Below are 12,681 nucleotides of genomic sequence, written 5' to 3' on the forward strand. Positions count from 1 at the left end.
GGGGGAGCCGTGCTGACGGTCAGGGCTTCGCGGACACCTTCCACAGGGTGTTGCTGGCGTCGTCCGCGACCAGCAGCGCGCCGTCGGGCAGCAGCGTGATGCCGACGGGCCGGCCGTACACCTGGGCCTGGGCCGCGTCCGCGATGAACCCCGTGAGGAAGTCCTCCGGCGGTCCGGAAGGCCGGCCGTTCGCGAAGGGGACGAAGACGACCTTGTAGCCGGACAGCTCCGAGCGGTTCCACGAGCCGTGCTGCCCGATGAACGCACCGCCCTGGAACCGCTTCGGGAAGGCCTGCGCCTCGTAGAACGCCAGCCCGAGCGACGCGGTGTGCGCGCCCAGCGCCACGTCCGGCACGAGCGTCTGCTTCACCAGGTCCGGCCGCTGGCCCGCCAAGCGGGGATCCTCGTTCGCGCCGAAGTAGGCGAAGGGCCAGCCGTAGAAGCCGCCGTCCTCCACGTGGGTGAGGTAGTCCGGCACCAGGTCCTCGCCCAGGTCGTCGCGCTCGTTCACGACCGTCCACAGCACGCGTGTGCCCGGCGCCCAGCCCATGCCCACCGGGTTGCGCAGGCCGCTGGCGAAGCGCGTCACCTCGAAGCCCTCCGGGGCCAGGGGCCGCTTGCCCTCGGGCCACCCGACGACCGAGCTGTAGCGCTTGACCTTGAAGCCGGGGTCCGGCGCGGGGAGTGCGTGGGAGGGCTCCGGCGGCGGGGTGGAGCGGTGCGCGCAGTCCGCCAGGAGCAGCGCGGCCGTCACGCAGAGCGAGAGTCGGGGGAGCACGGTCATGCCTGGTTTTCTACGGACACCCCTCCCTCCCAGGCGATGGCAGGCTGCCGGACCGCGCGCCCGGGTGTTGAGTTGTGGGAAGCGCGGCCGGCGGCTGGCTCAGCGCAGGACATGGGCCCGCTCAGGCCGTGAAGACAGCCCGCACGCAGCCATCCTCCTTCTTCTTGAAGATCTCATAGCCCCTGGGCGAGTCCTCCAGCGGGAAGCGGTGCGTGGCGAGGAAGGACGGATCCAATTCGCCCTTCACCACGTGCTCCAGCAGGCGCGGCACGTACTTCTGCCCGTGCTGCTGCGCGGTGCGCAGCGTGAGCCCCTTGTTGATGATGGCGCCCAGGGGGAACTTGTCCATCAGGCCGTACACGCCCAGCACGGACAGCGTGCCGCCCTTGCGGCAGGAGAGGATGGCCTCGCGAAGGGCCTGCCCGCGGTCCGAGTGCAGGTGCAGCGCCTGCTTCGCGCGATCATAGGCATGGCCCGGTCCGGTGCCATGGGCCTCCATGCCCACCGCGTCGATGCACGCATCCGGCCCCCGGCCGCCCGTCATCTCGCGCAGGGTGTCCACCACGCTCTCCACCTGGCTGTAGTCCACGGTCTCCGCGCCGACGAACTTCCGTGCCATGGCCAGGCGCTCCGGGAAGCGGTCCACGACGATGACCCGCTCCGCGCCCATCAGGTAGGCGCTGCGGGTGGCCATCATCCCCACGCCGCCCGCGCCCCACACGGCGATGGTGGCGCCCGGTTGGATGTCGCAGAACTCCGCGCCCATGTAGCCCGTGGGCGCCGCGTCGGAGAGGAAGATGACCTGCTCGTCGCGCAGGCCCTCCGGCACGAGGAAGCAGTCGTTGTCGGCGTAGGGCACCCGGACGTACTGCGCGTGGGCGCCCGCGTAGCCACCGAAGGCGTGCGTGTAGCCGTAGATGCCGGCGGTGGGTTGGCCGAACGCCACCTGCTGGTATTCGGGCTTGGGGTTGGTGTTGTCACACAGCGAGTAGAGGTTGTGTTCGCAATACCAGCAGTTGCCGCAGACGATGAACGAGGGGACCACCACGCGGTCCCCCTTCTTCACCTTCTTCACGTCGCGTCCCACGTCCTCGACCACGCCCATGAACTCATGGCCGATGATGTCGCCCGCCTTCATCGTCGGGAGGTACCCGTCGATGAAGTGCAAATCCGAGCCGCACGTGGTCGACAGGGTGACGCGCAGGATGACGTCGTGCGGGTTGACGATCTCCGGATCCGGCACGGTCTCCACGCGCAGGTCATTCACTCCATTCCAGCACAGGGCTCGCATGGGCTTGTCCTCCTCTAGTCCGCGCTCGCGCGAGCGGTGGGGTTGTGGTGCAGCGTGGGAATCTCTCCGGTCTCCGCCAGGCTCTTGAACCGGCGCAGCGCCTTCACCGTCTGCAGGGCGGGGATGCCGCGCAGGCGCTTCATGACGGCCTCGGCGAACGCGCCCCCCGGCGGTGAGAAGGACAGGTGCAGCGTCACCTCCGTGCCCCAGTTCCCGGGGGCGGGCCGGAAGCGCACCCAGCCCTGGCTCGCCAGCGTGCTGTTCGCCGCGGCCTCCCAGCGGAGGAACTCCGGCGCGCGCTCCTCGACGACGCGCGAGTCCCACTCCAGCTCGCGTCCCAGCGGGCCGTGGAGCTTCCAATGCCAGTCATCCGCGCTCATGGATTTGACGTCCGCGAAGTGCCCCATGATGCGGCCCAGCGTGTCGGGCTCGCGCCACAGGCGGTACAGCACCTCCGCCGGTCGGCCCACCGTCAGGGTGCGCTCCACCTCGGTGGCGTGTGCGCGTGAGGCTTCGTCGGACGGTGGCGCGTGGCCCCTCGCTCTGGCCGGCAGGGGCGGGGTGTGCCGCCGCGACTGGATGCCTTTGTAGAGCAGGGCACCGCTGGCCAGGGCCACCACCGTGCCGCCCAGGGAGCGCCGCCTGAGCCCCAGGGACACGAGCGTCCCGGCGAGCAGCGCCGAAGCGGCCTGGCTCCATCTTCCCGAAGGGGGAGCCTCCTGGGAGGGCGCTTCCTGAAGGTCGAAGTCCCGCAGGGCCTCGGTTCGTGACATCCGCATGGGTCCTCCCGTTCAGGCGCGCTCCAGGGCGCGTCCGTCAGGACTTTCCCTGCGAAGCTTTGGGGAGCGGGGTCACCGGACAACTGGACCCCACGACAGGACGGGGGGCCTGGCTGCTCGCCCTGCCTCAGTGTGAGGGGGGCATGGCTGGCGCGGCGGTCGTCCGCACGTGCTCAGGCCGGACGCCCAGGCCGATGAGGCGCGCGGGAATGCGTCGCAAGGCGGGGACGTGCTGCATGAGCCACAGGGGCATGGGCAGGCCGGTGCCGTTCGCGGGGGTTCGCAGCGCGGGGCTCAGCACGCGGTCCTGGATGAGGACCTGGGCCCGCTGGGTGAAGCGCGTGGGCCACTCCCGGCGCTGCTGGACCTGGCGCAGGTGTCCGGGCGTCACGCGTCCTTCGAGCAGCGGCGCCGCGAGCAGGTTCGCGGCGGCCACGGCGTCCTGCACCGCGAGGTTGATGCCCACGCCGGCCACGGGCGACATCGCATGGGCCGCGTCTCCGATGCAGAGCAGTCCGGGCTGGTACCAGGTGCGCAGGCGGTCCACGCGCACGGTGAGCAGCTTCACGTCGTCCCAGGTTGCGATCTCCGCGGCCCGGTCCGCGAGGAACGGCGCGAGCCGCGCGAAGTCATCGCGGAAGGAGGCGAGGCCTCGCTGGTGCAGGGGCTCGAAGGCGCCCTTGGCGATGACCCGGCCGCACTGCCATTGGTCGCCCCGGTTGATGAGGATGAAGATCTGCCCGCCCTCGAAGCGGCCCATGGGGTCCACGGGGTCCCCGGGCTTGCGCGTCACGCGGAACCAGAGCACGTCCATGGGGGCGCCCAGCTCCTCCACTGCGAGGCCGGAGCGCTGTCGCACGATGGACGTGCGGCCGTCCGCCGCCACCACCAGCGAGGCGCGCACCTGGAGCGTGCCCTCGGGTGTGCGGGCCTGGAGGCCGACGACCTGGCCCTGTTCGCGCAGCACGTCGGTGACCTCCGCGCACCGGCGCAGGTGGAAGCCGGGGTACGCGGAGGCCTTGCGCGCGAGGAAGTCGAGCAGGTCCCACTGCGGCATGAACGCGATGTAGCGCGCGTGCGTGGGCAGGTGGGTGAAGTCGCCGATGACGACGTCGTGGGAGCCGCTCTGGAACCGCAGCATGGGGGCCTTCTGGTGGGGCAGGGCGAGCAGCTCCTCCATCCACCCCAGCTCGTGCATCAGCTCCAGGGTGGACGGGTGGAGGGTGTCGCCGCGGAAGTCGCGCAGGAAGTCCGCGTGCTTCTCCAGGACCGTCACGTCCACGCCGGCCCGCGCGAGCAGCAGGCCCAGCATCATCCCCGCCGGGCCTCCTCCCGCGATGCAGCACTGCGTGGTGCGCGTCTCGTCCGCCATGGTGTGTCCCCCGGCCCGGAGGACGCCGGGCGCGGGCATCCTAGACGTGCCATCACGCGTCGCGCAGGAGCCCCCAGCGGAAGCCGTCTGGGCCAGGCATGAAATGGCACGATGGCCTCATCCTCCCGGCCGGGGTGCGTGCACGCGGGATGACAGGAATGGGGTCCGCGTGAAGCTCAGCGGGCGTGTGGAGCCTGGATCCCCCGTAGGCGCCTCGGGCGACCGCGGCGCTCACTGATCCGTCGCGGAGCAGGCCCACGCTTGCTGCGCGCCGTCGCAGGGCGCGTTAGGCTGCGCCTCCCCGCAGTCGAGCGCCAGGAGCCGCACCGTGCCCAAGGGTCAAGAGAAGGCGAAGAAGGACAACAAGCCGAAGCTGACGACGAAGGAGAAGCAGGACAAGAAGAAGAAGAAGGAAGAGAAGAAGAAGTAGCCCAGGGCTTCGCGTGCCCCTGGGCACCGTGCTCAGGGGCCGCAGTCCGGGGCCGAGGGACTCCAGGTGTTGCCGGAGTCCAGCTGCAGCTCCTGTCCCGCCACGGCGCCCGTCACGCCGCGCGCGGTGAGCCGGAAGGTCTGCTCGGGCGGGATGCCCGAGACCTCGGCGCGGTAGATGAAGTGGCAGCCGGCCGTCCACGCGGCGTCGGGCACCGGCGCACGGGTGCCATCGAGGCAGGGCTCCGGTGCGAAGCCCACGTCGTCGGCCTTCTCCGAGTAGCGGTCCTTCTCAGCGAAGTACGCCTTCTGGCTCGTGAAGAACGCCCGCAGGTTGCTGGCGCCTTCGCACACCGGGGCCGGCAGGGGCGTGCCCTCGGGGCGGCGCACGCCATGGCAGGAGTCGAGGGTGAGTTCGGCGGGCCACACGCGGACGAGCCTGTCATTCGCGGACCCATGCGTCATGGCGTACGCGAGCCCCTCGGCCTGGCCACCCACCCCCACCGCGCTCACGGTGAAGGTCGTGTCACCGGGCAACGTGCCGGCCACGGAGACCGCATAGCGGAAGTGACACCCCGCGAGCCAACCGGCGTCCGGAGTGGGCACCCGCGTGCCATCCGCGCACGCCGCAGGGGCGGGAAGCAGCGCGAGATCCTGCGTCCACCGGTCCTTCTCACCGAAGTACGCCTGCTGCGCCTCCAGCAGCCCGCGAAACCCCAGGAGCGCCTCGCATTGCAGCCGCTCCCGCAGCTCCTGCGCGGTGCTGCTCGTCGCGGGCGTGACCGCGGCAGGCGTCGGGGCCTGGACCTTCACCGGAGGCGCCTTCACCGGAGGCGCCTTCACCGGCGGGGCCTCGGGCGTGGACCCCGCCGGGCGCTCACAGCCTCCCAACAGCAGGAGGGACGACACGACGAAGGCGGTCCGGCGCGACAGGCTTTTCACTCAGGGCTCCCGGGCTTGGGTTTCCAAGCATACGGCGCGGGCCGGGGCGCCTGGCTGCTTTCCGTTCGCGCTCGCCGGGGCGGTGCCTAGCGCCCCATGAGCTCCAGCAGGACGGCGAAGTGCACGCCCGCCGCGGCGACCACCATCAGGTGGAAGATTTCATGGAAGCCGAAGAGGGTAGGGAGGGGGTCCGGCCACCGGCGCGCGTACACCACCGCCCCCACCGCGTAGAGGGCGCCTCCGAAGACGAGCCACGCGACCCGTCCCAGGCCAATGACGTCCGGCAGCCGCAGCATCACCGGCGCCGCCACGAGCCCCAGCGCGAAGTAGAGGGTGGAGCGGATCCCTCGCGACGTGGAGACGCCGAGCAGCGTGAGCGTCGCGCCCGTGAGGGCCGCGATCCACATCACCCAGAGCAGCTGCCGGCCCCAGCCCTCCGCCGTGTCCAGCGTGGCCATGGGCGTGAAGCTGCCCGCGATGAGCATGTAGATGGACGCGTGGTCCAACCGCTGGAGGCGCTTGTAGGCCGCCGGGCCCCAGGTCAGCCCGTTGTAGATGCCGCTCACGCCGAACATCAGGACCATGCTGCCGCAGAACACCAGGTTGGCCACGTACTGCGCGCCCTGGACGGGGGCCTGCGCCAGCCGCACGCACGCGGCCAGCGCCGCCACGAACGCGAGCATGTGCGAGACGCCTCGGAGTCTGGGCTTCACCTCTTCATCCATGTCCCGCTCGTACCCCTGTCAGGTCATGGCCCCGTCAGCGAACGGGCCACCCCTGACGCAAGAAGGGGGACAGGCGGTTCGCGCCTGTCCCCCCGGACTTCAGCGAGCCCAGGCTACTACCGGGCGGGCTGGGTCACCGTGGCCTGCTGCAGGGCCACGTTCGTCTGCGACAGGATGCGGCCATTCATCGTCGCGCCTGTCTGCAAGGTGACGTCCGTCTTGCAGAGCAGCACCCCCGCGAAGTGCGCGCTGGCCCCCACCGTCGTCCGGCCAGCGACCTGCCAGAAGACGTTCTTCGCCAGCGCACCGCCGGCCAGGGTGACGCGCCTGGCGGCGCTCACCGTCAGGTCGCCCGTCGTCTGGAGGATCCACACGTCGTTCGGACCGCCCGAGAGCGTCACATCCGTCGGCACGGTCACCGTGCTCGTCCACTTGTAGAGCCCCGGGACGAGCGTCTTGCCGCCGATGTTGCCGGAGCCCAGGTTGAGGAAGTCAGGCGTCGGGCGGCCCGCCGCGTTGCTGTAGGCGCCCTCCATGTTGCTGACCGCCGTGGTGAGGTTGGACGGCGTCGGCACCGCGGAGTTGGCGGCGTACGCCTTGCCGACAATCTGGGTGGAGGTCGCGAAGACATTCGTGGCATCCGCGACCAGCGAGAAGCCCGTGAAGTAGCTCGCGGCGGCGGGGCTCACGCCCATGTCCCCCGTCACCGTCGAGGAAGGGACCGAGGAGACGCCGCTCTTGGCCAGGATGGCGAAGTTGCCCGCCGTGCCCAGCGACACCGGCATGGGGCCCTTCGCCGCCGTGGCGCCCGTCTGGAAGCTCCAGGTGAAGGGCTCCATCAGCGCGTTGCCGTTCAGGTCCTTGATGCCGGAGCCGACCGAGGCCGTGAAGAGGGTGTTGGAAGCCAGCGCGCTGTCAGGGGTGAACGTCGCGGTGGTTCCCGGACCGTACGTCACGCGGCCTGACACCTGCGTGGTGCCCTGCCGCACGGTGAAGGTGGCGGAGGTGATGGAGAGCGGATCCATCGCCTTGGTGAAGGTCACGGTGACCTTCCGGTTGATGGCCATGTCGGTGGCGTCCGCGGAAGGCGTTGTCTCACCGACCCTGGGAGGACTGCTGTCCGCCGCGACGCCCGTGGTGAAGCTCCAGGAGCGGGCCGCCGCGAAGCTGGCGCCTGCCGTGGACTTCGCGCTGGAGGTGATGGTGGCGGTGAAGACGGTGTTCGCGGCCAGGGCGCTGGAGGGTGAGAAGGTCGCGCTCGTTCCGTCGGCGCTGAGGGCCACCGTGCCGGGAACCCGCGTCTCCGCCTGCTTCAGCGTGAAGGTGGACTCACCGAAGGGCTCCATGGCCATGTCGAAGCCCACGGACAGCGTCGCGTTGAGCGGCACGTTGGGCTCTCCGTCCATGGGGGACGTGGAGGTGAGCTCCGGCGGCGTCAGCGGCAGGGGCAGGGGCTCTTCCGTCTCGGCGCCACAGGCGGAGACGACCAGCGTCAGCAGGAGGATGCCAAGCCGCGCGGCGAGACCCCCGCGGACGGACGGGTGGCGGGGACCTGCGATAAGGGAACGCATGGGGACTCTTGGGGGTGACCGCGGACGAAGCGAAACGCTTCAAGTCCAGGGCGGTGCGTAAGGAGGACTCCGTTACCCCGTGCGAGGCTCGTCGGGGAGGAGTCGATACGCAATATAGGCTTCTAATCGCTGACGGCAAGGGGCCGCCAGTGATTGGCAACGAATTGTCATCCGTTGCCACCCCCGGGCAGGTCGCGCGTGACTACGCGGCCTGGGGCCGCTGGTCGTCCAGCGTGCCGGACCTGAGCGCCTCGCTGGCCATGCCCGACATGCTCTCCGCCAGGGTCTGGACGGAGCGGGTGACGGTCTGCGTCTCCTCCACCACCTTCAGCGTGCCGCGCATCTGGCTGGACAGCTCCTGGATGGCCTGGGCGATCTGATGGGTGCCCGTGTCCTGCTGGGCCACGGCCTCGGTGATCTGCCGCACGCTGCCGCTGGTGTCGCTGATGATGCCCGCGAGCTTCTGCAGCTGCGAGCCGGAGGTGCGCACCGCGTTGAGGCTGACCTGGACGCGCGCCTCGCCCTGCTCGCTCATCTTCGCGGCCTCGCGCATGCTCGCGCTCACGCCGTCGAGCACGTCGCGGATGCGCTGGGTGGCCCGGATGGACTGGTCCGCCAGGCTGCGCATCTCCCGCGCCACCACGCCAAAGCCCTTGCCGCTGTCGCCGTTGCGCACCGCCTCGATGGCGGCGTTGATGGCCAGCATGTTGGACTGGTCCGCCAGCGTCTTCACGTCGTTGACGATGCCGGACACCTCGCGGGTGCGCTCATCGAGCGCGAGGATGCGCGCGGCCATCTCGGACACCTCGGTGCGGATGGCGGCGAGGTCCGTCAGCGTCCGCTCGATGGCCTCTCCACCTTCGCGCCCCACCAGCTCGGCGCGCTCCGCCGAGGCCGCGAGCAGCCGGGCCTTGTCGGCCGTCACGTGGGAGCCCTGGCGGATCTCCTGCACGGTCTGCTCCAGCTCCTGGAGTGCCGTCGCCTGGCGGCTGATGCCCATCGTCTGTTCCTCGCTGGTGGTGCGAAGCTGCTGCACGACGGCGGCGAGCTCCCCGGCGCCATTGCCCATGCCCTCCGCCAGGTTGCGCACCTCCTTGCGCCGCGCGTCCAGCTGCTGGGCGTGCTCCGCCAGCGAGCGCACCACCAGCGACGAGCGGCGCGCCACGATGCCCACGAGCGACAGCGTGAGGGCGAGGAAGCCCCAGTGCACCTGGCTCTCCGTCACCTCCATGATGCCGAGCGCGGGGAGCGTGGTGAGGACGAGGGTGGCGGCGAGCAGGCCGAGCCCGGTGACGAAGATGCGGGCATCCGGGTCACCCCGCCAGGCCAGCCAGGCCGCGACGCCGACGCAGACCATCAGCCCGGGGAGCGAATAGAGGATGAAGAGGGGAAGCAGGCTCCAGACCGCTGCCAGGTCCACGAGCAGCACCACGGCCTGCAGGACGGCCGGAACGGTGACCACCAACGCGCCCCGGCGGAACCAGCGCAACGTTCCTTCGGGGGCGGTATCGGAGATGAACCACGCGAGGCTGGGCAGGACGCAATACGAGCCCATCATCGTGAAGAGGGCCCCCGCGGACTCCGCGTTCCAGAGCGCCGTGCTCAGGCAGCTCGAACCGATGTTCATCATGCCCGCGCCCACGGCGAAGAAGCCCAGCGCGACGAGCAGCCGCTGCTGGCGGCGGTGGATGGCGGCCGCCAGGGCCACCAGGCCCACGGCGAGCAGCAGCGTCCCCATGACGAAGGGCGCGAGGCCCGTGCGCGTCGCCTGCGCGAGCAGCGCATGGCGCGAGCCCACCCGCGCGTCGCGCATGACGCCGATGTTGGGGCCATGGGCCTGGATGCGCAGGAGCACGTGCCGGCCCACGGCCGAGGGCGGCAGCGGCACCAGGTGCCAGGCCAGGTTCACCATCGTCTCCCTCCCGGTGGGATCCAGCTTCCCGCTGCCGTGGATGCGCCGGCCGTCGACGTACGCCTCGAAGACGTTGGCGACATTGCCCAGGAAGAGGGCGGGTTCGAGCCACGCGCCCGCGGGCACGGGGATCTTCATCCACAGCAGCGTGTTCGCGTCGCGGCCCGGCGGCTCCTTGAGCGCCACCATCTCCTGCCAGCCCTCCGCGCCTTCCGCCTCCTTCGCCCACGTGGGCACCCCGTCGGCGCCCACCGGCGAGTCACCCCAGCGGAAGCGCCAGCCGTCGAGCGCGGGCACCGTCGCCGCTTCCCCCTGCGCATGCGCGGCCGGCGCGAACATCAGGACGAGGAGCAGCGCGGATCCGAGGGCCGCGAGGCGCGAGACACGGGCCTGCGGGGACTTGCTGCTGCGAAGGGGCCTGCGGGGGAGCTCAGGGACGAAGACGCGAGAGAAACCCATGTGGGGCGGATGTTCGGCCGTATCGGGGGCCCCTGTAAAATGGGTCCTCGATGCCTCGCCGCCCTGCCTGCTGGCTCGCGTCAGCGCTGGCGCTGTATACAGTGGGTGATAACACGTAAAACATGAAAGCGGTGCCAGCGTCATCCTGTGACACCGCCTGGGAGTGTGACTCCCAGGGTTGGGCTCCCTGAAAGGCCCTCTCCGGTGGGCCTGCTCGCCTGCCGGTGAGCGGCGGTGAAGCCCGCCTCCGCTCGGATCCGCTCCGAGCGGACGCTGCGGGATGTCAGGGCGGGGAGATGTCGCTCTCTCCCTTGCTCGTCACCCGGTACTCATGCCGGTAGGTCCTGCCCTCGCGTTTGAACTCCTCGACGACGCCGCGGCCGTCCTGGGAGATGGTGAGTCGATACCCCGTGTCACCCTCGGGAGTGCTGGCGTTGTCCCGCATGCCGTAGATCCCGGGAGGGAGCTTGAACTCCTGGCGGGGCGGGCGATCCGGGCAGCAGGCCGTGAGGAAGGCGGAGCCGAGGCCGCTCGTCAGCAGGCCCGCGAGGACGATGCCGAGCTTCTTCATGGCTGCCTCTGGAGGACGAGCTGCCGGTAGAGCTCCCCGGTGCCGCGGAGGGGCTTCGCCTCGAAGAGGGTGGCCTTCATGGCCTCGCCCGTCATCCCCTCCTCGGGGCGCGCGGCGCTCATGCTGTACATGGCCGACGCCGAGCCCACGCCTCCCTCCGGGATGAGGGACACGCCATCCGCGGTGGCGGAGAGGAGCTGGAGGCGGAAGAACTCGGCCTTGTCGAGCAGGGGATCACACACATTGCCCTGGAGCTTCGCGCCCGCGAACAACGGCCAGCCGAGCGCGAGCCCCGCGCTGAAGAGCGCCGCGCTGAGGAGTCTCGAACGTTGCAAGGAATTGATGGACATGGAGTGGGAGCCTCGCCCAATCCGACATGGGTCCGCCAGGGGGGCGGCTCCCGGAGTAGCGTCCCGCTTCGCCTCGCGCGTCATTCCATGTGCCGGCTTCAGGAGCTCCCCTTGACTCTCTCGTACCTCCGCCAGTCCACGCCGCACCGGGGCTGCACGCTGAGCTGGTTCGTGGAGGGAGACGGCCCTCCGGTGGTGATGATCCACGGGGTGGGCATTGGCGCGGCGGGGTGGCGCCCCCAGGTGGAGGGATTGGCGTCCCACTTCCGCTGCCTCTGTCTGGACAACCGGGGGTTCGGTGCCAGCCAGCCGCTCGGCGGAGCGCTGACGGTGGAGTTGATGGCGGACGACGTGCTGGCGCTGATGGACGCGCAGGGCTGGTCGAGCGCGCACGTGATGGGGCATTCGCTGGGGGGGCTGGTGGCGCTGGCGCTCGCGCACCGTGCGAAGGAGCGGGTGCGGAGCCTCGCGCTGTTGTGCACGTTCGCGTCGGGCGCGGTGCCCACCCGGCTCACGCCGCGCATGCTCGCGCTGGGGCTTCGGACGCAGCTGGGCACGCGGCGCATGCGACGCCACGCCTTTCTCCGGATGGTGTTGGCGCCCGACGAGCTGGCCCACGCCGACCGTGACGCGCTGGCGGAGCAACTGGCGGATCTGTTCGGCCATGACCTGGCGGATCAGCCCCCCGTGGCGATGAAGCAGTTCGGGGCGATGCGGCGCGCGGACTCGACCCCGTACCTGCGGGAGTTCGCGGGCCTGCCCACCCTGGTCGTGAGCGCCACGCACGACCCCATCGCGCCTCCGTCCGCGGGCCAGGCGCTGGCGGCCGGAATCCCGGGCGCCCGCTACGTGGAGTTCCCCAATGCCTCCCACGGCGTCACGTTGCGTTTCGCGGAGGAGGTCAATGCGCTCCTGAAGGAGCATCTCGACAGCGCGGAGGCCTCCCGGCAGGCCGCGGCTCCAGCGCGAGCGGGCGAGCGGTAGCGCTCGGCGCACGCCTCCTGCTGCCCTCAGTGCGAGGGGCCGGGGGGATCGGTGTGTTGAGACGGGGGCAGGGTCTGCTCCACCTTCTTGCGCATGAGGCGCCGGGTGGCGGTCTCCTCCTCCTCCGTCCGCTGACGCCGGCGCGCCAGTCCCTGGGTCTCGTCCACGAACCAGAAGACGACCCGGAAGAAGGCCGCGATGACGGTGATCAACAGGGAGGACAGGAACCAGCGCAGCACACCGCCCACCCAGCCGCCCACCGTCACGTCGATGGCGTAGGTCCCCGTGAGCGGGACGAGCACGAACGCGAAGTAGTGCGATGCGCAGTACGGGCAGGACGCCAGATAGCCCAGCCAGGTGTCCTTTCCTCCCAGCCGCTCGCGCAGCCCGGCGAAGATGCGCTCCCGGGTGAGGGTCTGGGCCATGCCCATCACCACGGCCGACACGGCGAAGAGCTGGAACAGGTTCACCTTCACGCGTCGTCTCCACGTCCGGGGCGGAAGTTCACAGCC

Annotated in this window: 12 protein-coding genes; 1 reads left to right on the plus strand and 11 read right to left on the minus strand. The window is 70.6% G+C overall.

Translation table 11 applies throughout. From position 1 onward, the window contains the following. Positions 1–19: 19 nt before the first annotated feature. The 10 genes from D7X12_RS06975 to D7X12_RS07020 all read right to left on the minus strand — a co-directional run bounded on the left by D7X12_RS06975 (position 20) and on the right by D7X12_RS07020 (position 11,185). Complete coding sequence (locus D7X12_RS06975) at positions 20–784, minus strand: PQQ-dependent sugar dehydrogenase (protein ID WP_120624476.1); 765 nt, start codon at positions 782–784, stop codon at positions 20–22. A 121-nt stretch (positions 785–905) separates the two neighbouring features. Next, positions 906–2,075 carry a zinc-dependent alcohol dehydrogenase gene (locus tag D7X12_RS06980; protein WP_120624477.1) on the minus strand — a complete coding sequence of 390 codons (1,170 nt, stop codon included), beginning with the start codon at positions 2,073–2,075 and terminating at the stop codon, positions 906–908. A gap of 14 nt (positions 2,076–2,089) precedes the next feature. Further along, on the minus strand, positions 2,090–2,854 hold the full coding sequence (locus D7X12_RS06985) for an SRPBCC family protein (protein ID WP_120624478.1): 765 nt from the start codon (positions 2,852–2,854) through the stop codon (positions 2,090–2,092). 127 nt (positions 2,855–2,981) lie between these two features. Further along, positions 2,982–4,226 carry an FAD-dependent oxidoreductase gene (locus D7X12_RS06990; RefSeq protein ID WP_120624479.1) on the minus strand — a complete coding sequence of 415 codons (1,245 nt, stop codon included), beginning with the start codon at positions 4,224–4,226 and terminating at the stop codon, positions 2,982–2,984. 462 nt (positions 4,227–4,688) lie between these two features. Further along, complete coding sequence (locus D7X12_RS06995) at positions 4,689–5,597, minus strand: hypothetical protein (protein ID WP_120624480.1); 909 nt, start codon at positions 5,595–5,597, stop codon at positions 4,689–4,691. 86 nt (positions 5,598–5,683) lie between these two features. Further along, on the minus strand, positions 5,684–6,310 hold the full coding sequence (gene trhA, locus D7X12_RS07000; protein WP_244224401.1) for a PAQR family membrane homeostasis protein TrhA: 627 nt from the start codon (positions 6,308–6,310) through the stop codon (positions 5,684–5,686). A gap of 128 nt (positions 6,311–6,438) precedes the next feature. Next, positions 6,439–7,893: an ice-binding family protein gene (locus tag D7X12_RS07005; protein ID WP_120624482.1), complete on the minus strand. Its 1,455-nt coding sequence runs from the start codon at positions 7,891–7,893 to the stop codon at positions 6,439–6,441. A gap of 202 nt (positions 7,894–8,095) precedes the next feature. Then, complete coding sequence (locus D7X12_RS07010; protein WP_120624483.1) at positions 8,096–10,264, minus strand: methyl-accepting chemotaxis protein; 2,169 nt, start codon at positions 10,262–10,264, stop codon at positions 8,096–8,098. A gap of 283 nt (positions 10,265–10,547) precedes the next feature. Continuing rightward, entirely contained in the window at positions 10,548–10,835 is a 288-nt protein-coding gene (locus tag D7X12_RS07015) for a hypothetical protein (RefSeq protein WP_120624484.1), read from the minus strand. After that, positions 10,832–11,185: a hypothetical protein gene (locus tag D7X12_RS07020; RefSeq protein WP_120624485.1), complete on the minus strand. Its 354-nt coding sequence runs from the start codon at positions 11,183–11,185 to the stop codon at positions 10,832–10,834. Before D7X12_RS07020 ends, D7X12_RS07015 begins: the two co-directional genes overlap by 4 nt. A gap of 111 nt (positions 11,186–11,296) precedes the next feature. On the opposite strand from D7X12_RS07020, the gene D7X12_RS07025 reads away from it, so the two are divergent. After that, positions 11,297–12,169 carry an alpha/beta fold hydrolase gene (locus D7X12_RS07025; RefSeq protein ID WP_120624486.1) on the plus strand — a complete coding sequence of 291 codons (873 nt, stop codon included), beginning with the start codon at positions 11,297–11,299 and terminating at the stop codon, positions 12,167–12,169. 26 nt (positions 12,170–12,195) lie between these two features. Here D7X12_RS07025 and D7X12_RS07030 read toward each other — a convergent pair whose 3' ends face one another. Beyond that, positions 12,196–12,645 (minus strand): hypothetical protein, encoded by a 450-nt coding sequence (locus D7X12_RS07030; protein WP_244224402.1) that lies wholly within the window; start codon positions 12,643–12,645, stop codon positions 12,196–12,198. Positions 12,646–12,681 lie beyond the last annotated feature (36 nt).

The sequence above is a fragment of the Corallococcus sicarius genome (assembly GCF_003611735.1).
GTDB classification, from domain to species: domain Bacteria; phylum Myxococcota; class Myxococcia; order Myxococcales; family Myxococcaceae; genus Corallococcus; species Corallococcus sicarius.